Source organism: Hamadaea sp. NPDC051192, from assembly GCF_040682475.1.
Lineage (GTDB): Bacteria > Actinomycetota > Actinomycetes > Mycobacteriales > Micromonosporaceae > Hamadaea > Hamadaea flava.
Map to the genome: position 1 here is coordinate 50201 of NZ_JBFBAZ010000010.1, position 17872 is coordinate 68072.

Sequence of the window (17872 nt, forward strand, 5' to 3'; positions counted from 1 at the left end):
CTCACCACTCCCGTTCGTGGGCGCGTGCGCCGTGATACCACCGCAGGAGCCACCGCTCGACCAGCCGGTACGCGACCGCCAGGACGACGCCGAGCAGGCCGAGGAGGAAGACTCCGCTCCACATCTCGGGGATCTCGAAGCCGCGTGAGAACTGCATGACGGTGAAGCCGAGTCCGTTCTCGGCCGCGAACAGTTCGCTGATCACCATGAGGATGATCGCGATCGACAGGGCCTGCCGCGCTCCGGTGAGGATCTGCGGGCTGGCCGCGCGCAGCACCAGGTGCCGCAGCCGCAGCCCGCCCCGGATGCCGTAGGTGCGGCAGGTGTCGTCGAGCACCCCGTCCCGGCCGCGGACGCCTTCGACCGTGTTGAGCAGGATCGGCCAGACGCAGCCGAACGCGATGACGACGATCTTCATGGTGTCGCCGATCCCGAGGACCAGCATGATGATCGGGACGAGGACGGGCGGCGGGATGGCCCGCATGAACTCCAGCACCGGTTCCAGGTACGCCCGCAGCCCGGCCGACCCGCCGATCAGCACGCCGAGGGCGATCCCGGCGACGAGGGCCAGGGCGTAGCCGGCGCCGAGCCGGATCAGGCTGGGCAGCACGTCGGTACGCAGTTTGTCGGGTGTCCACGTGTCGAGGAACGCCTGCAGGATGCGTGACAACGGCGGCCACTGGTAGGCCTGGCTGTCGGCGCTGGTGAACCACCAGACGGCCAACAGCGCGATCGGCAGGGCGACCGCGAGGAGAACGCGCCGGACGAAGGTCACGCACCCACCTCCGTCCGGACGGCGGCGTGCCACGCCAGGACACGGCGTTCCACCGCCCGCGTCGCGACGTTGGCGAGGACTCCGAGCAGTCCGCAGACGGTCACCAGGGCGTACACCAGGGGAACCGCGGCGCTCTGCCGGGCCACTTCGATCTCCTTGCCCAGTCCCGGCGAGCCGACGACCAGCTCGCCGGTGACGGCCAGGATCAGCGCGACCGACGCGGCCAGGCGTACGCCGGTGACGACGTAGGGCAGCGCGGTCGGCCAGACGAGGTATCGCACCCGCGCCCACCGGCCGAGGCCGTAGACACGGGCGGTGTCCCGCGCCACCGGGTCCACGTCGGCCACCCCGTGCAGGACTTGCAGCAGTACCTGCCAGAAGGCGGCGTAGACGACGAGGACCACGGTGGAGCGGATCGTGGAGCCGTACAGGACGACGACGAGCGGGATCAGGGCCACCGAGGGTATCGGGCGCAGGAACTCCACAGTGGATGACGAGACCGCCCAGAGGACCGGGACCGCGCCGAGCAGCACGCCGATGACCACGCCCGCGACGACCGCGATCGCCAGCCCCAACGCCCAGGTCAGGACGGTGTCGCGCAACGCGAGCCAGAACCGCCCGGTGGCGGCCTCGTCGGCGAGCGCGACCGCGATCCGGCTGGTCGGCGGGGCGTACGCGGCCGGCACGAGGCCGATCCGCGGCGCGACTTCCAGGACGGCGGCGAACGTGGCCAGGCCGAGCAGGCTCAGCGCGGTCCGGTTCACGGCAGCAGGTTCAGGTCGGGCGCCTTGGTCAGCAGGCCGAGGCTCTGCGCCTGGTCGCCGACGGACTGCACGGATGCCTTGTCGATGTCGGCCGGGAACTTGGGCAGGGTCAGTTTCGCCCGCACCTCGGCCGAGATCTGGGTGTACGTGCCGAGCACGGTGCGCACGTCGTCCGGGTGGCTCTCGGCGTACGCGAGGGATTCCTTCATCGCCTCGGTGAATCGCGCGACCAGATCCGGGTTCGACGTGGCGAGCTGCTTGGAGGTGAAGTACATCGAGATGGTCAGGTTGCTGGCGAGGTCGACGAAGCTGGAGGCGATCTTCTTCGCGCCGGCCGCGACGGCGGCGGCCTGGAACGGCTCGACGACGAAGATGCCGTCGACCCGGCCGGCCTGCAGGGCCGGGAGCATGTCGGGGAACGGCAGCTCGGTGAACTTGACGCCGGCCGGGTCGCCGCCGGCTTTCTTGACCGAGGCGCGGACGCTCAGCTCGACGATGTTCTTGAGGGTGTTGGTCGCTACCGTCTTGCCGACCAGGTCCTTGGGCGAGGTGATCGGGCTGCCCGCCTTGACGAACAGGCCGCCGAAGTCCTCGCCGTCCTTGCCGGTGGAGGTGTTGCCGTTGCAGACGGCCTTGACCGGTACGCCTTTCTCGGTGGCCACCAGCAGCGACAGCGTGTTGCTGAAGCCGAACTGGTACTGCCCGCTGACGACGCCGGGCACGATCGCCGCGCCGCCCTGGGCGGTGGTGAGGTTGAGGTTGATGTTGCGCTTGCTGAAGAAGCCCTGCTGTTTGCCGAGGTAGATCGGGGCGACGTCGACGATGGCGATCACGCCGACGTTGACCGCGTCGGGCTGGCCGGGCGTGGACGGCTTGTCCGGCGAGGAGCCGCAGGCCGAGAGCGTGGTGGTGACGAGGAGCGCAGCCGCGCTGAAGAGTGCAACGAGGGGTCGTCGCATGGGAACTCCATCCCTGGACGGGTTCGGGTGTTCGGTAGCCGCACAGAAGTTCTCTCGGCAACCTAGAACCGAGACTGGCGGTAGTCAATGCTTCTGGTGCCATTGACGGTGACCCGTGACCCTCTTAGGGTGGCTGCACAGAACTTCTGTACGCATAGCGAACATCCGGGAGCCGCATGGCCGAGATCGTCACCCTCGCCGAGGGGATCGCGGGCCTGGTCGCCGACGGCGACCTCGTGGCGCTGGAGGGTTTCACGCACCTGATCCCGGTGGCGGCCGGGCATGAGCTGATCCGTCAGGGGCGGCGGGAGCTGACGCTGGCCCGGATGACCCCGGACATCGTCTACGACCAGCTGATCGGCGCGGGCTGCGCGAGCGGGCTGATCTTCTCGTGGGGCGGCAACCCGGGCGTCGGCTCGCTGCATCGGCTGCGTGACGCGGTCGAACACGGCTGGCCGCAACCGCTGCGGCTGGAGGAGCACAGCCACGCCGGCATGGCCAACCGGTACGCGGCCGGCGCGTCCGGGCTGCCGTTCGCGGTGCTCCGCGGCTACACCGGCACCGACCTGCTGCGGCATACGTCCACGGTGGCCACCGTGACCTGCCCGTTCACCGGGGAGGAGCTGACCGCGGTCGCCGCGCTGAACCCCGACGTGACGATCATCCACGCGCAGCGGGCCGACCGCCGCGGTGCGGTGCAACTGTGGGGCATCACCGGAGTGCAGAAGGAGGCCCTGCTGGCCGCCCGGCGCTCGCTGGTGACGGTCGAGGAGATCGTGCCCGAGCTGACTCCCCGTCCGGGCGCGATCGTGCTGCCCGCCTGGGCGGTAACCGCCGTCGCCGAGGTCCCCGGCGGCGCCCGTCCCTCCTACGCGCAGGACTACTACGAGCGCGACAACGACGCGTACCGGGCGTGGGACGCGATCAGCCGCGATCGGGAGACCTTCCTCGACTGGCTGTCGCGTACCGTCCTGGAACCGGTGGCGCGCTCATGACCGGGTGGACCGCCGACGAGATGATGACGGTGACCGCCGCCCGTGCGTTGATCGGCCGGGCCTCCTGCTTCGTCGGCATCGGGCTGCCGAGCACCGCGGCCAACCTCGCCCGGCGTACCGGGTCGCCGGACTTGGCGCTGATCTACGAGTCCGGCACGATCGGCTCCCGTCCGCGTACCCTTCCGTTGTCCATCGGCGACGGTGAGCTGGCGGTGACCGCGGACGCGGTGGTGAGCGTGCCGGAGATCTTCAACTACTGGCTGCAACCGGGCCGCATCGACCTCGGTTTCCTGGGGGCCGCGCAGCTGGACCGGTTCGGCAACATCAACACGACCGTCGTCGGGGACTACCGGCAGCCGAAGGTCCGGCTCCCCGGAGCCGGCGGCGCGCCGGAGATCGCCGCCTCGTGTCGTGAGGTCGCCGTCGTGGTCCGGCACCGGCGGCGCACCCTCGTCGACAAGGTCGACTTCGTAACCTCGGTCGGCTTCGGCGATGGGCCGGGTCACCGCGCCCGGCTGGGTCTGCGCGGACGCGGGCCGGTGCTGGTCATCACCGATCTCGGCGTGCTCGAACCGGACCCGGAGACGTGCGAGCTGACCCTCACCAGCGTGCATCCCGGCGTCGACCCCGACCGGGTACGCGAACAGACCGGCTGGCCGCTGCGGATCCGCGAACCGCTGGCGATCACCCCCGAACCGACCGATCATGAGCTGGCCGCGCTGCGCGCGCTGACGGCAGAAAGCGTTGGAGGACCCGGTGACGTATAGGCACCCCGATCCGGCTCAATGGCCGCCGCTGGCCTGGGACTCGTACGGCTCGACCGTGCTACGCGCCCCGAAACGGCCGCTCGTCGCGCTGCCCCACCGGCTCACCGAGCTGACCGGGCCGCTGCTGGGCGAGGGCCGGCTCGGGCCGCTCGACCACGACCTGACCCGGCAGCACGACGGCGAGCCGATCGGCCAGCGGATCGAGGTCTTCGGCCGGGTCCTCGACGGCGACGGCCGCCCGGTGCCCAACACCCTGCTGGAGCTGTGGCAGACCAACGCGGCCGGCCGGTACGCCCACTCGGCGGACAACCACGCCGCCCCGCTCGATCCGAACTTCTCCGGAGTGGGCCGCTGCCTGACCGACGACGAGGGCAACTACACGTTCACCACGATCAAGCCCGGTTCCTATCCGTGGCGCAACCACCCGAACGCGTGGCGGCCGGCGCACATCCACTTCTCCCTGTTCGGGCGGGCGTTCCCGCAGCGCCTGGTGACCCAGATGTACTTCCCGGACGACCCGCTGTTCTTCCAGGACCCCATCTTCAACGCCATCCACGATCCGGCCGCCCGGCAACGCCTTGTCTCGGCGTTCGACTACGACCGCACGGCGCCGGAGTGGTCGCAGGCGTACCGGTTCGACATCGTCCTTCGTGGACGCGACGCCACCCCCATGGAGCAGCCGTGATCCCCACGCCGTCGCAGACCGTCGGCCCGTTCTTCAGCCTCGGCCTGGACTGGCCGGACGGCCCGTACGCGGTCGCCGACGACGTGCCGGGGGCGATCTGGTTGCGTGGCCGGATCGTCGACGGCGCGGGCGACCCCGTCCCCGAGGGCATGATCGAGATCTGGCAGGCCGATCCGGCGGGCCGGTTCGCCCATCCGGACGATCCGCGGGGATCGGCGGCGACGCCCGGATTCCGGGGTTTCGCCCGGTGCGGCACCGACCCCGACGGCCGGTACGCCGTCCGTACGGTCAAACCGGGGCCGGTGCCCGGTGACGGCGAGCTGTTCCAGGCGCCGCACATCGACGTGTCGGTGTTCGCCCGGGGTCTGCTGGACCGGCTGGTGACCCGGGTCTACTTCGCCGACGAGCCGGCGGGCAACGCGGCCGACCCCGTGCTGGCGGTGGTGGACCCCGAACGACGCAGTACGCTGCTGGCCCAGCCCGGCCCGGACGGCTACACCTTCGACATCGTCTTGCAGGGTGACCATGAGACCGTCTTCTTCGCCGTCTGACGGGTCGCTGTTCGGCGGCGTCCTGCACCGGGGCCGCGTCGCCGACGCCGTCTCCGACGCCGCGTGGGTCCGGGCGCTGCTGGACGTCGAGGTCGCACTGGCCGGGACGACCGCTCCCCCGCCGGCCGCCGCCGCGATCGCCGACGCGTGCTCGCACATCCTCATCGACGTCGGCGCGCTCGGCCGGGCGGCCGCGGTCCACGGGAACCCGGTGCATCCGCTGGTCGCGATCATCCGGGAGATCGTGCCGTCGCAGGCCCGCGAGTGGGTCCACGTCGGCGCGACCACGCAGGACGTCCTGGACACCGCCGCCATGGTGATCGCCCGGCGGGCCGTGGTCGCCGTCCTCGACGACCTCACCGCGGCGGCCGAGGTCACCGCGCAGTGGGCCGAGGCGTACCGATCGGCCCCGATGATGGGCCGTACGCTGCTGCAACAGGCCGTCCCGATCCCCTTCGGGCTCAAAGCGGCCCAATGGCTGTCGGGCCTGGACGCCGCCCGGGACCGGCTGCGCGCGCTGACCTTCGCCGCTCAGCTCGGCGGAGCTGCGGGAACCCTCGCGGGGTTGGCCACCGATCCGATCGAGCAGTTCGCCGCACGGCTGGGCCTATCCGCGCCGGACCTGCCGTGGCACACCGAACGCAGCCGGATCGCCGACCTCGCGAGCGCGCTCGGCATCGCGGCCGGCGCGGCCGGGAAGGTCGCCCGCGACGTCACCCTACTGGCGCAGACCGAGATCGGCGAGGTCACCGAGGCCGCGCCGGGCGGGTCGACGGCGATGCCGCACAAACGCAACCCGATCGCCGCCGTCAGTACGCTCGCCGCCGCCGCGCAGGCTCCCGGGTTGGTCGCCACCCTGATGGGCAGCCTGATCGCGGAGCACGAACGGGCGGCCGGCGCCTGGCACGCCGAATGGCGGCCGCTGCGCGAACTGCTGACCGTCACCGGTTCGGCCGCCGCCTGGCTACGCGAATGCCTCAGCGGGCTGACCGTCCACACCGACGTCATGCGGGCCGCCGTCGACCGGGCCGGGTGGCCGCTGGAGAACCACGCCTCGGCGGATCGGCCGTTCGGCCACGCGGACGCCTTCATCGACGCCGCCCTACGCCACCACCACTCCCCGGCTGCGGCCTCCCCGAGGGCACCAGATCAGGGATGAGCATGGCATCCCAGCCCAAGATTCCAGGCATAACCGTGATCTGCCGCCGAAAAGAAAGGACGGGTGGCCCGAGATGAAGGGTGAGCAGACCCGGCGGGAGGTGCTCGGCGACGCCCACGTGGACCGGGCGCTGGCCGCCGCGACCGACTTCACCCGCCCGTGGCAGGAGCACATCACCGAGACCGCCTGGGGCGCGGTCTGGTCGCGTCCCGGTCTCGACCGGCGTACGCGCAGCCTGCTGACCATCGCGTTGCTGACCCAGCAGCATGCCGAAGCCGAGCTGGCGATGCACGTCGCGGCGGCGATCCGCAACGGCGTCACCCCGGACGAGATCCGCGAGACGCTCCTGCACACCTCGGTGTACGCGGGCGCGCCTGCGGTCAACGCCGCCTTCGCGGTAGCTCAGAAAGTGCTGAACGATATCGTGCCGGCAGCGGACGGGTGAGAGGGCGAGCGTGGTGGCAGACAGGTCGGACTTCGTGCAGTCGCTGGAACGCGGGTTGGCCGTCATCCGGGCGTTCGACCGGTCGCATCCGGAGCTGAGTCTCAGCGAGGTCGCGGCGGCGACCGGCGTCACCCGGGCGGCCGCCCGCAGGTTCCTGCTGACCCTCGCCGAACTGGGCTACGTCCGCAGCGACGGCCGGTTCTTCTCGCTCAGCCCGCGCGTTCTGGAACTCGGGTACGCGTACCTGTCGAGCCTGTCGCTGCCCGAGGTGGCCGAACCGCATCTGGAGCAGCTGGCGACCGAGGTGAACGAGTCGTCGTCGGTGTCCGTCCTCGACGGGTTCGACGTCGTCTACGTCGCCCGTGTCCCGACCTCCCGGATCATGACGGTCAGCATCAGCGTCGGGACCCGCTTCCCGGCGTACGCGACCTCGATGGGCCGGGTGTTGCTCGCCGCGCTGCCGGACGAGGAGCTGGAGGCGTACCTGAAGGACATCCGGCTCGACCGGCTGACCTCGCGCACGATCGGCTCCGCCGCCGCCCTGCGCACCGAGCTGCAACGCGTACGCGCACAGGGCTGGGCGCTGGTCGACCAGGAGCTGGAGGAGGGCCTGCGCGCGGTCGCCGCCCCGATCCGCGACCGGGCCGGCCGGGTGGTGGCGGCGGTGAACCTCTCGTCCCACGCCGGGCGCACGACGCTGGAGGCGATTCGCCGCGATCTGGTCCCGCCGCTGCTCGCGACAGCTGCCCGGATCTCGGCCGATCTCCCCGCCAGCACCCGAACCGGCCGCCGCTGAACCCGGGCAGCCGCGCTGACGCCGCGAAATGTGCCGCGCCGACGCCGTAAACTGGACGGATGCCGCTGGAGGCGCCCGACGTCCGGCACCGCAGCTCGTTCACCGCCGGCGTACGCGAATTCCACGAGTCCGACCCGACCGGCCGTTCGCCGTTCGTCGCCGATCTCGATCCCGACCGGCTCGCCGATCCCGCCACGTTCGCCCGATACGTGGCTGATCTGCTGGCCGCGCCGCTGGAGGAGACCCCACGCCCGCGCGGCTGGGTGCCGGCGACCACGCTCTGGTGGATCGAGGACGGGGAGTTCGTCGGCCGCGTCGGCATCCGCCATCGGCTGACCCCGCAGTTGCGTCTGGTCGGCGGCCACATCGGCTACGACGTCCGCCCGTCGCGCCGCCGGCAGGGCTTCGCCGGGCGCATGTTGCGCGACGCGTTGCCGGTCGCCGCCGCGCTGGACATCGACCCCGCCCTGCTGACCTGCGACGACACCAACATCGCCTCGCGGAAGGTGATCGAGGCCGCTGGTGGCCGCCTGTTCGAGGCCGACGGCGGCAAGCTGCGCTTCTGGGTGCCCACCGGCCGCACCGCGTGACCTCGGCCGCACCGACCCCTCGGGCTGCGGCCCACGGCGGGAAACCGCTGGTTATGAGGTCTACCACATACGCGGGCAATCTTCGTAGGGCAGAATTGCGAACGAGGACTCATGATCCGTTCGACCGGAAGGCCGAGATGAGCGAGCCCGTTAACCCCGACCAGCCGGTGACTCCGGCCGACGCGCTGGCGTTGCTGCTTGCCGGCAACGACCGGTTCGTCGCCGGCGACCGCCAGCACCCGAACCAGGACGCCGACCGCCGGGCCGCCGCCGCCACCGGCCAGCGTCCGTTCGCGGTGCTGTTCGGCTGCTCCGACTCCCGGCTCGCCGCCGAGATCATCTTCGACCGGGGCCTCGGCGACCTGTTCGTCATCCGGACCGCCGGGCACGTGGTCGGCGCGGAGGTGCTGGGCAGCATCGAATACGCCGTGGCCATGCTCGACGTGCCATTGATCGCGGTGCTCGGGCATGACTCTTGCGGGGCCATCGCCGCGACGCTGGACTCCATCGCCGAGGGCACCAGCCCGCCCGGGTTCATCCGGGACATCGTCGAGCGCGTCATGATCAGCGTCGTGCCGGTCCGGGACCTGGCCGTCAAGGATCCTGGGCTCGCTGTCACCGAGCACATCCGCTACACCGCCGACACGATCATCGAGCGCTCCTCGCTGATCGCCGAGCGGGTCAAGGACGGTCGCTGCGCCGTCGTCGGGTTGTCCTACCGGCTGGCCGAGGGCAAGGCAAGTCTGGTCACCCGCCTCGGCGTCTGATCGCGTACCGTGGCGGCCATGTCGGTCCGCTTCATCGGTGCGAATCCCGGAATGACCGTCCGCGACGGCGAACGCCTGCTCGCGTTCGCCTCCGTCTGGCGGGTGGACTGGTCCGAGCGCGGCTCCGGCCTCGCGCTCGTGCTCTGGCACGCGGGCACGACCAAAGTAGTCAGTGCCTCACCCGAACTGGGCGGCTGGCTGGCGGAGGAGTTCACCCGGCATTTTCCGGAGGTACGCGGACAGCAGTGGCCGGATCCGGAGGTGGTCGACGCCCCGGTGGCGTGGCATCAGGAGCTCAGCGTGGGGCTGCGGGTGTCGGCCGCCGACGTGACGGTCGAGATCCTCCAGCCGAAGGATCGCCGGCTCGTCCGCGACGAGGCCTTCGACCTGGGCGGCACCCCGCATCTGCTGTCGACTGTCTACATGCCGTGCACCGTGGGCATGCTGACCGTCGCAGGCACGGCCGTCACCGGCGAGACGCACGCCTACCTGGCCGACGCCGAGGTCTGGTGCACCCAGAGCGACACCCGGTGATCCTCGTCGGTGACGTAGAGGGGTGAACCGTCGAGTTCGGCGACTCCCTCGACATGGTGCAGCGGCGCGAGATCGGCCACCACGACCGGCTTGATCGCGACCGACCCGTCCGCGGGCAGCCTGAACCTCAGGTGCGCGCAGGTCGCGTCCCGGGCCTGCGGGTGCTCCTCGATGATGACCGAGTTCTTGCCGAGCGCGTCGATAGAGCCGACGATGGCGTCGAACTCCCCCGGCACACCCGGCCGTGGCGCCAGCGCGCGTACGCCCAGCGGCCCGGGTCCCGCGCCGGTCACCGCGTACACGCCGACGACCGACAACGGCAGCGGCGGATCGGCGAACAGCCCGGGAATCCCGGCGATCTCCACCAGCAACGGCTCCCCCGCGGTGGAGACCGGCCACCGCAGACCCAGCAGCAGGCTGCCCGACGGGGTGAACGCGGCACCCTCGACGTTGATCGGATGATCGCCCGGCCGCAGATCGCTCACCCACTGCTTGGCCTTGGCCTGGCCTCGCCGCAGCGTCTCCTCGATGAACGACGCGTGCACCCGGGCGGCCGGCGGCTCCGGCGCGGCGGGGTGACCTTCGTCGGCGAGCCGCCGCAACGCCTCGTTGACCAGCCGATGCAGGGTGAACCGGTGCCGCACGACCTGCACCTGTGGAGTCAGGCTCTCGGCGAACCGGGCGACGAAGGCCCGCTTCGGGCGCAGCGGACCGGCTTTCGAGCCGAAGTGCGAGCCGATGACGTAGACCCAGCCGTCATGGCGGGCCAGCGCCTCGCCGTCCTCGGTGCGGCCGGTGTGCGTACCAGCCGAGGCGGGCAGGTGCCGCGCATGCCAGCCGTCGGCGCCGAGCGCCAGCACCGCCAGGCACTCCTCGACCGGACCCTCGTCGAGCACCGTCCAGTACGCCGCCCGCGCGCCCAGCGCCGCCAGCACCTCGGCCGACTCGACACGCAGGAGATCACTGGCCTCGTTCCCGGCCACCGACAGGTCTACCAGCCGCTCATGATCCTCAGCGTAGCCACGGCAAGAAAGTCACCCGCCGTACGTGCGTTGTTCAGGTGTAGCCGTATAACCTGCTCCTGGCGTCGCCCGCGACGTTCTGGACCGACCGCGACCGAATGAGTTCCGTGCATCACGCCAATCACTACTACGGGCACTCGCGCATCCTGGCCCGCTACTGCGGTCTGGACGACGGCGATTCCCCGCGCATCCACGGCTATCTGCAGCACGGCTGGAACATCGGCGACGGCATGGCCCCCGATCATGACTTCGTGCCGGGCGTACCGCTGCTCGTGTGGTCCGAACGCACCCGCCGCCGCGCCTGGTCGCTCGGCCGGCACACGGCGTACGCACTCGGCGCACCGTGGGCGTACCTGCTGACGATGATGCCCGACGACACGACGGAGCTGCGGCGCGGCACGATCTGGTACCCGTTCCACGGTTGGGAGGGTCAGGACGTCCTCGGCGACCACAGCCGGTTGATCGCCCAAATCCAGCTGACCGAGCCCGGGCCGGTGACGATCTGCCTGTACTGGCAGGAGTACCAGTCCCGGCGGCTGCGGCGCCGCTACGAGCAGGCCGGTTTCCGCGTGATCTGCCACGGCTACCGCGGCGACCGGTGGGGCAACCAGGATCCGGAGTTCCTGTACCGCCAGCTCCGCGAGCAGCGCCGCCATCTGCGTGTCGCGTCGAATCGGCTGTCGACGGCGGTGTTCTACGGGACGCTGGCCGGCTGTGAACCGGCGGTCTACGGCGACCCGATGCAGCTCGAGCGAGAGAATCCGGTGTACGGCGGGCAGGCCCGCATCCGGCGGGAGTGGCCCGACCTGCACGGCGAGCAGATCGACGTGGCGGTGGCGCGCGCGGCGGCGGTCGCCGAACTGGGCGCCGACCGGCTGCTGGACCCGGCGGAGATGCGCTGGCTGCTGCGCTGGCCGACAGAAAAGGCGGATCGATGACCCACCCGCTCGGCGGCGAGCTGCTCGCCTACTCCGATCTCGACGGTACGCACGGCGCCGGCCCGGCACGCGGCGAGGCGCTCGCGACGCTCGCGCGTACGGCCCGGGAGCGGGTGCTGGTCGCCGGCCCGCACGACCCCGAGCTGATCGACGCGATCCTCGACGGGGCGAGCGACCTGACGCTGCTCGTCCGCGCCCGTGCCGACGCCAAGGTGCTGACCGCCCGCTATCCGGCCGCCACCGTCTACTCCGGCGACCTGGCCGCGCTGGACGCCACACTCGACGCAGACACGGCGTACGACGCGATTGTGGCGCTCGCGGGTCTCGACCGGCTCACCGGGCCGGAGGTGGACCGTCCGAAATGGACCGACGTGCTGGGCCGGTTGACCCGGCGGCTGCGGCCGGACGGCGTACTGCTGCTGGGGATGGCGAACCCGTTGGGGGTGCATCGGCTGACCGCGCCCCCGACGCCGCCCGCTGACCAGGACTGGACCGGCGACCTCGGCGGACCCGGGTTCGACGCCGTCGTGGCCGCGCTGGGCCGTCCGGTCGTGCGGGCGTACGGGGGTTTCCCGTCGCCGGTCGAACCCACCGTCCTGGTCGGATCGGACACCCCGGACAGCGGGGTGCTGCAGGCCGCGCTCGTACGCACTGGCGCTGGAACGGGCTCGCTGGCCGATCCGGGCCGGGTGGCCGCTCGGGCCCTCCGCAGTCAGGCTGCGATGCCGGTCGCGGCCGCCTGGTTCCTCGTCGCGGGATCCACACCGGACGCGGACCTGCCGTCCTCTGTGCCGGGTTCAGACCGCCCCGATGTGCGTACCCTTGAAGAAGCGATCAGCCTGGCCGCCGTCAAGCGGGACCTGCCCGCGGTGCGTGAGCTGCTGACGGCGTGGCAGCGCGGGCCGTCTGGCGTGCCCGCGGACCAGGTGATCGTCGAGCCGGCGGGGCTGACCGCGCTGAGCGCGGGCGTCGAGCCGGTCGAGGCGCTGCGGCGGCTCGCGGCCTTCCTGACCCACCACGGGTACGCGCACGCCTGGCCGGCCGAGGGGGTGGCCGATCTGACGGTCGCGCTGGCCGCGATGGCCGGGATCGAACTGGACCCGGCCGACGTGCCGACCGGCGAGCCGGCCGTGACGTGGCACGACCTGGTGGCCGAACGCGACGAGCTGGCCCGGCTGCTGGCCGACGCCCAGGCGCAGCGGGCCGCCTACCAGCAGCTGGCCGACGAACGTGAGCAGAAGCTGCGCGAGACGCTGCACCTGGTCGAGCTGCTGAGCACGTCCGGACCGGCCCGCATGGGCCGCGCCTTCGTCGGCGGCGTACGCGTAGCGCGCCGGACCGCGCGCCGCTTCCGCCTGCGCTGACGGCAAGATCCAAGGTTGGGCGCGGGTCTCAGCCGGGTAAGCGTTCCTGGTGGCCGCACGGTGCACGATCTTGCTCTGCGGTGATGTGATGACTGGCCGCGGTGTGGATCAGATCCTTGATTCTCCGGGGAACCCCCGGCTGTGGGAGAGCGCGATCGACGATGCTCGCGCCTACGTCCTGCCTGGCGCTCTCTTCTCCTACTCCAACAGTGCGTACGTGGTGCTCGGCAGGCTCGTGGAGGTGCTGCGGGGCAAGCTCGTTTGCCTGGCGGTCTGGGCCCACTGAGCTCTGGGTTGCCTTCGCGGCGAATCCACCAACGGACCTCGACCTCCTTCGTGGCACCGTGGCACCATCCGCACAGGTAAGAGGCGCCCGACGCGGCGTCAGGCCCCTCGCTGGCAGGCGCGCTGTCCGTCCAGCGGACGGCGGTGGACTTGTCCTGCCCGTTCACCGATCATGAAACTCATGGAGGACCAGCAGGCGCCGCAGTCGGCCGAGGGTGAGGCGAAGGTCATCACGCTCTGCGGCTCGACCAAGTTCGAGGCTGAGTTCGCGGAGGTCAATCAACGGCTCACGATGGAAGGTTGCGTCGTGATCAGCCTCGGAATGTTCAGCCTTCCCGATCTGCCGGACTACGACTGGACGGTCGACAGCTCGGACCTGAAGGGGCGGCTTGGCCGCGTGCATTTCCAGAAGATTCGCATGGCCGACGAGGTGTACATCGTGGATCCGGGCGGCTACCGAGGTGAGTCCACCCGGCGGGAGATCGCCTACGCGGAGTCGCTCGGCAAGCCGGTTCGATATCTGAGTCACGAACGCTTGGCATGAACTGGAGACGGCCCCGACAGTGCGAGAAGGCTTGCCCGCTCCAACGTTGTGGCTGCGAATGAAACCCGACGTCATGCTGACCTGGTCATACGACCCTAGGAATCGATAGAGCACGCGCAATGCGGCAGATCCGGACGCCGAGTGCGCGAACAGGCATGCCGCATCGCGCCCTTTCCTCATCATCGCCAGGCTGGATCCGTGTCAGCGCCGAACTGGATGCCACCGACAGTGGACATCGTTTGCCCTAGTCAGCGTTGCGATGCCGGCCACGATGTGTTGCTCAGATCGGCGACGCCACGCATGCTGGCCGCATGGGGATCGAGGTCACGCCTTACCAATCGACCTGGGCCGAAGCCTTCGAGCTCGAGAGGCGCCGTCTCTCCGCGACACTTGCTGCCTGGCTGCCCGACGGACAAGACGGCGTGCACCACATCGGCTCCACGTCGGTGCCCGGTCTGCCCGCCAAACCCGTCCTCGACCTGATGGCCGGAGTGCGCTCGCTGGCCGAAGCCACCACCGCGATCGAACCGCTGGCGACACTCGGCTACGCCCACGCCCCGCATCGGCCAGACGCTTTGTGGTTCTTCCGTCCCGGTGATCAGCCAGCTCAGTCACGTACGCATCATCGCTCGCGTGCTGGCGGACGCCGGAATCGAGCTGTAGCGAACGCATCCCGCACGAAGGCCTCCGCGTCGACCTCTCACAAGCTGTGTCCGCATGATCGATCTTGGCGAACACCATCAAGATTTTTCGGTGCCACCGGCGGGTCCGTGACGAAGTCCATGTCCACATGAACCACTCGGTCCTGGATGAATTAGGTCCGCAAAGCGCGCATTGCTGACGCGTGCCCGGTCCGGCCGGCTGTGTACGACGGTCGACGGCATGGTTTTCTTTGATCACGAACCCGAGGGCTGGACGGAAGGAGCCGCGCCGTGGACGGTGCCAACCCAGGCGACGAGTTCATCGAGGTGATCGCGCGCGAGGTGGCGGCTGACCCCGGCAACCTGGCGCTGCGTGAGGACTTCGTCACGCTGCTGTTGGAGCAGGACTTGGGCCGCGCCGCCACCGAATTGGCAGCATTCGAGGCCCACGGCGGTGATCTGGCGCGCACCCGTCTGCTGCGTGCCCGGCTGATGGCGGCGCGGATGCGGACCGCGAACCCGCTGCCGCCCGCCGAGACCGCCGCGCCACCGGCCGCGCCGCCCGCACGCCCGAAGCCGATTCCGGTCCCGGCCGACGAGGACTGTAGCGACGTCAGCGCCGCCGCGTCGGCGTCGGTGTGGGACGCCGAGCGCCCGGCGGTGACGCTGGCCAACGTCGCGGGTCTCGCCGAGGTCAAGCAGCACCTGGACACCACGTTCCTGGCGCCGCTGCGCAATCCCGAGCTGGCGGCGGCGTTCGGGCAGAAGCCGGGCGGGTCGCTGCTGATGTACGGGCCACCCGGTTGCGGCAAGACGTTCATCGCGAGGGCGATCTCGGGTGATCTCGGCGCGTCCTTCATCCACGTGACCCTCGCAGACCTGCTCAGCAAGTGGATCGGCGAGAGCGAGAAGGCGATCCAGAGCGTGTTCCGCCATGCCCGCGCCGCGGCGCCGTGCGTGATCTTCTTCGACGAGTTCGACGCGCTCGGCAGCCGGCGTACCTCCGGTGGTGGCGGCTCGCAGACGATGCGGATGCTCGTCACGCAGCTGCTGGAGGAGCTCGACGGCGTGGCCAGCGCGAACGACGGGGTCTACTTCCTGGCCGCGACGAACCGGCCGTGGGACATCGACTCCGCACTGCGGCGTCCGGGCCGCATCGACAGGACGGTGCTGGTGCTGCCACCGGACGCGGTCGCCAGGGCGGCGATCGTCCAGGACGCGCTGGCGGGCAAACCCGCCGACGGTGTCGATGTCGTAGCCGTCGCGGCGGCGACCGAGGGTTTCTCCGGCGCCGACCTCAACCACCTGACGACCACCGTGCTGCAGCGGGCGATGGTCAAGTCGATGGAAAGCGGTGCGCTGGTGCCGGTCACCACCGACGCGGTGCTGGCCGCGGCGGGGGACATCACCCCGTCCACGACGTCCTGGTTCGACCAGGTGGTGCCGGTGCTGGAGTACGGCGTCGACGACGGCACCTTCGACCAGCTCCGGGCGTACCGGGTCAAGCGGGGAATGCGATGAGGGACTCCGGCCGCACGGCCGCCGACGACAGGGAAGCCGTCGAGCGGGACCTGGACCTAGCCTGGGAGCTCTTCGGAGCGCAGCCGACGCATCCCAGGATCGCCGAGCTGGCGCTGCGGGTACTAGCCGCCCAGCCGGAGCGAAGCACCCCGTTGCTGTTGCTCGCCAGTCACCGTGAGTTCTGCGGCGACGTCGAGGAGGCGCGGCGTCTGTTCCTCCAGGTGGCAGGCCGCCGCGACGGCCAGTTCATCAACGCGGCCCGTGGCCTTCGGCGGGTGGCGTCCGGCGAGCACGAGCACGCCGAGGCACTGCGGTGGGCGCGCACCGTGCTGGGCGAGGAACACGAGAACTGGGACGACTGGATGGAGCTGGGCGCTGCTCAGGCACGCGCTGGGGAACACGAGAAAGGGTGGCACCAGCTCGACGAGGCGGTGGCGCTGTGCGCCCGAACGGAGCCGGACGACCTCCCCAAAGCGCTCAGGAGACGCGCGAGGTATCTGCTGGAGAGCCTCGCGCCACCCGAACGGTTCGCTCCCGCCGCTGAGGCGGCCGTCCGGGCCGACGCGACGGACCCCGGGATCGCCATGCTGCTCGGCTGGGCCTACCTGGCGCAATACCGGTACGACGACGCCGAGGAACTCGGGCTGCGACTGCTGCGCGAAGACCCGACCGACGACCTGCTCCAGAGCCTGGTGCGGACCGCTCGGACGATGCAGGGGATCGTCGAGAAAGCGCGCGGCCAGGACATCAGCCTGGCGGACATCCAGGGCACCGGCGCGATCGAGATGGCGTGGCAGCAACTCCGTGACCAGAGGCTCGGCATCGACCTGCCTTCCGCGCTGGCGGCGCTGGACGCCGTGCTGCCCGCAGGCCTACGCGACACCTTACGCCCGGGGGCATCCCCCGCCGATCTGGCCGGTAACAAGGTCGGCTCGATGGTCGCGAAGAACCTGGTGTCCTGGCACGACGGCCAGCAGCCCGGCTCGGGTGCCGTCTGGGAGCTGGCCGAGCCGTTCCGCCTGATGTCGGCGGCCGAGATCCTCGCCATGGACGCCGAGATCGAAGCCGACCAGGCAGCGCACCCAGACTGGCCCGCGAACGAGATGTGGGAACAGGTGATGACCGACGACGCGGGGTCGTACCTGGTCGCCGTCGCGTTCGGGGCACTGGTCAAGCGCCGCCCGGGACAGCCGGACGAGCCCGTCGCCGCGTCGGTGGCTGACTGGGTCTGGGACCGCGTGGCCGGCTTCGGCGGCCTGGACCCGCGGCCAACGCCCAGGAAGGCCGCGGATCTCCCGGCCGGACTCCCGGCCGACGACCTGCCCTCGATCCCCGGGACGTCGCTGTCCGGCGTCATCGCGACGATGTACGCCGCGCTGGGCGCGCCCGAGGACGCTGCGGCGTACGCGGAACTGCGCGGCCTCTTCCCCGGTCTGTCCGTCCGGCGGAGTGAGTTCGAACCGGTGATCCTCCGTCCCGACGGCGTCAACGTCGCGTTGCTCGACGGGCTGGTGGAGCGGGTCACCGTCGACCTCGCAATCTGCCAGGATGCCGGCCGCGTGATCTCCGGGCTCGACCTCACCGGGGTTCGCCCAACAGTCGACGCCTACCTCCAGGCGCACGGCGCCCTTCCGCACAACAGCTGGGTGAACCGCGCCTCTGGCGCAGTGTTCGTCACCTTTGATCTCGCCGACCACCGACTCGGTGTGCAGTGGGAGGACGGGAAACTCGCCCAAATCTACGTATCCGCTGCCGACTGAGCCCCCGGGC

At 70.8% G+C, this 17872-nt stretch carries 21 protein-coding genes; 17 read left to right on the forward strand and 4 right to left on the reverse strand.

From position 1 onward, the window contains the following. Position 1 precedes the first annotated feature (1 nt). The 3 genes from AB0M47_RS06750 to AB0M47_RS06760 are packed head-to-tail and all read right to left on the reverse strand — an operon-like array spanning position 2 to position 2498. A complete protein-coding gene (locus AB0M47_RS06750) occupies positions 2-775 on the reverse strand; it encodes an ABC transporter permease (protein WP_363409533.1) in 774 nt (257 codons plus the stop codon). Then, a complete protein-coding gene (locus AB0M47_RS06755; protein ID WP_363409538.1) occupies positions 772-1539 on the reverse strand; it encodes an ABC transporter permease subunit in 768 nt (255 codons plus the stop codon). Before AB0M47_RS06755 ends, AB0M47_RS06750 begins: the two co-directional genes overlap by 4 nt. After that, positions 1536-2498, reverse strand: coding sequence for an ABC transporter substrate-binding protein (locus AB0M47_RS06760; protein WP_363409541.1), 963 nt, complete (start codon positions 2496-2498; stop codon positions 1536-1538). The genes AB0M47_RS06755 and AB0M47_RS06760 overlap by 4 nt, the downstream gene beginning before the upstream one ends. A gap of 176 nt (positions 2499-2674) precedes the next feature. Here AB0M47_RS06760 and AB0M47_RS06765 point away from each other — a divergent pair, with 176 nt between their 5' ends. The 10 genes from AB0M47_RS06765 (at position 2675) to AB0M47_RS06810 (ending at position 9787) form a co-directional block, all read left to right on the forward strand. Beyond that, on the forward strand, positions 2675-3493 hold the full coding sequence (locus tag AB0M47_RS06765) for a CoA-transferase (RefSeq protein WP_363409545.1): 819 nt from the start codon (positions 2675-2677) through the stop codon (positions 3491-3493). Next, positions 3490-4260: a CoA-transferase gene (locus AB0M47_RS06770; RefSeq protein WP_363409548.1), complete on the forward strand. Its 771-nt coding sequence runs from the start codon at positions 3490-3492 to the stop codon at positions 4258-4260. The genes AB0M47_RS06765 and AB0M47_RS06770 overlap by 4 nt, the downstream gene beginning before the upstream one ends. After that, complete coding sequence (pcaH, locus tag AB0M47_RS06775; protein ID WP_363409551.1) at positions 4250-4945, forward strand: protocatechuate 3,4-dioxygenase subunit beta; 696 nt, start codon at positions 4250-4252, stop codon at positions 4943-4945. Before AB0M47_RS06770 ends, pcaH begins: the two co-directional genes overlap by 11 nt. Next, a complete protein-coding gene (gene pcaG, locus AB0M47_RS06780) occupies positions 4942-5496 on the forward strand; it encodes a protocatechuate 3,4-dioxygenase subunit alpha (protein WP_363409554.1) in 555 nt (184 codons plus the stop codon). The genes pcaH and pcaG overlap by 4 nt, the downstream gene beginning before the upstream one ends. Next, positions 5471-6655: a lyase family protein gene (locus AB0M47_RS06785; protein ID WP_363409557.1), complete on the forward strand. Its 1185-nt coding sequence runs from the start codon at positions 5471-5473 to the stop codon at positions 6653-6655. The genes pcaG and AB0M47_RS06785 overlap by 26 nt, the downstream gene beginning before the upstream one ends. A 73-nt stretch (positions 6656-6728) precedes the next feature. After that, entirely contained in the window at positions 6729-7100 is a 372-nt protein-coding gene (locus tag AB0M47_RS06790) for a carboxymuconolactone decarboxylase family protein (protein ID WP_363409560.1), read from the forward strand. 13 nt (positions 7101-7113) lie between these two features. After that, positions 7114-7896: an IclR family transcriptional regulator gene (locus AB0M47_RS06795; RefSeq protein ID WP_363409563.1), complete on the forward strand. Its 783-nt coding sequence runs from the start codon at positions 7114-7116 to the stop codon at positions 7894-7896. A gap of 59 nt (positions 7897-7955) precedes the next feature. After that, positions 7956-8486 (forward strand): GNAT family N-acetyltransferase, encoded by a 531-nt coding sequence (locus tag AB0M47_RS06800; protein WP_363409566.1) that lies wholly within the window; start codon positions 7956-7958, stop codon positions 8484-8486. A 137-nt stretch (positions 8487-8623) separates the two neighbouring features. Then, positions 8624-9253, forward strand: coding sequence for a carbonic anhydrase (locus tag AB0M47_RS06805; RefSeq protein ID WP_363409569.1), 630 nt, complete (start codon positions 8624-8626; stop codon positions 9251-9253). Between the two features lie 18 nt (positions 9254-9271). Then, positions 9272-9787, forward strand: coding sequence for a hypothetical protein (locus tag AB0M47_RS06810; protein ID WP_363409572.1), 516 nt, complete (start codon positions 9272-9274; stop codon positions 9785-9787). Here the strand turns inward: AB0M47_RS06810 and AB0M47_RS06815 are convergent. Then, the gene (locus AB0M47_RS06815; protein WP_363409575.1) at positions 9739-10770 is read right to left on the reverse strand and encodes a hypothetical protein; all 1032 of its coding nucleotides are present in this window, start codon (positions 10768-10770) and stop codon (positions 9739-9741) included. The two genes, AB0M47_RS06810 and AB0M47_RS06815, sit on opposite strands and share 49 nt — an antisense overlap. A gap of 146 nt (positions 10771-10916) precedes the next feature. Between AB0M47_RS06815 and AB0M47_RS06820 the strand changes: the two genes are divergently transcribed. The 7 genes from AB0M47_RS06820 to AB0M47_RS06850 all read left to right on the forward strand — a co-directional run bounded on the left by AB0M47_RS06820 (position 10917) and on the right by AB0M47_RS06850 (position 17862). Continuing rightward, entirely contained in the window at positions 10917-11747 is an 831-nt protein-coding gene (locus tag AB0M47_RS06820; protein ID WP_363409578.1) for a hypothetical protein, read from the forward strand. Further along, complete coding sequence (locus AB0M47_RS06825; RefSeq protein ID WP_363409581.1) at positions 11744-13111, forward strand: hypothetical protein; 1368 nt, start codon at positions 11744-11746, stop codon at positions 13109-13111. Before AB0M47_RS06820 ends, AB0M47_RS06825 begins: the two co-directional genes overlap by 4 nt. A gap of 88 nt (positions 13112-13199) precedes the next feature. Beyond that, positions 13200-13397: a hypothetical protein gene (locus AB0M47_RS06830; RefSeq protein WP_363409584.1), complete on the forward strand. Its 198-nt coding sequence runs from the start codon at positions 13200-13202 to the stop codon at positions 13395-13397. A gap of 180 nt (positions 13398-13577) precedes the next feature. Beyond that, positions 13578-13940, forward strand: coding sequence for a hypothetical protein (locus AB0M47_RS06835; protein ID WP_363409587.1), 363 nt, complete (start codon positions 13578-13580; stop codon positions 13938-13940). Between the two features lie 311 nt (positions 13941-14251). After that, positions 14252-14734: a GrpB family protein gene (locus tag AB0M47_RS06840; protein ID WP_363409590.1), complete on the forward strand. Its 483-nt coding sequence runs from the start codon at positions 14252-14254 to the stop codon at positions 14732-14734. Positions 14735-14872: 138 nt separating this feature from the next. Continuing rightward, complete coding sequence (locus AB0M47_RS06845) at positions 14873-16102, forward strand: ATP-binding protein (RefSeq protein WP_363409593.1); 1230 nt, start codon at positions 14873-14875, stop codon at positions 16100-16102. Continuing rightward, on the forward strand, positions 16099-17862 hold the full coding sequence (locus AB0M47_RS06850; protein ID WP_363409596.1) for a tetratricopeptide repeat protein: 1764 nt from the start codon (positions 16099-16101) through the stop codon (positions 17860-17862). Before AB0M47_RS06845 ends, AB0M47_RS06850 begins: the two co-directional genes overlap by 4 nt. Positions 17863-17872: the final 10 nt, after the last annotated feature.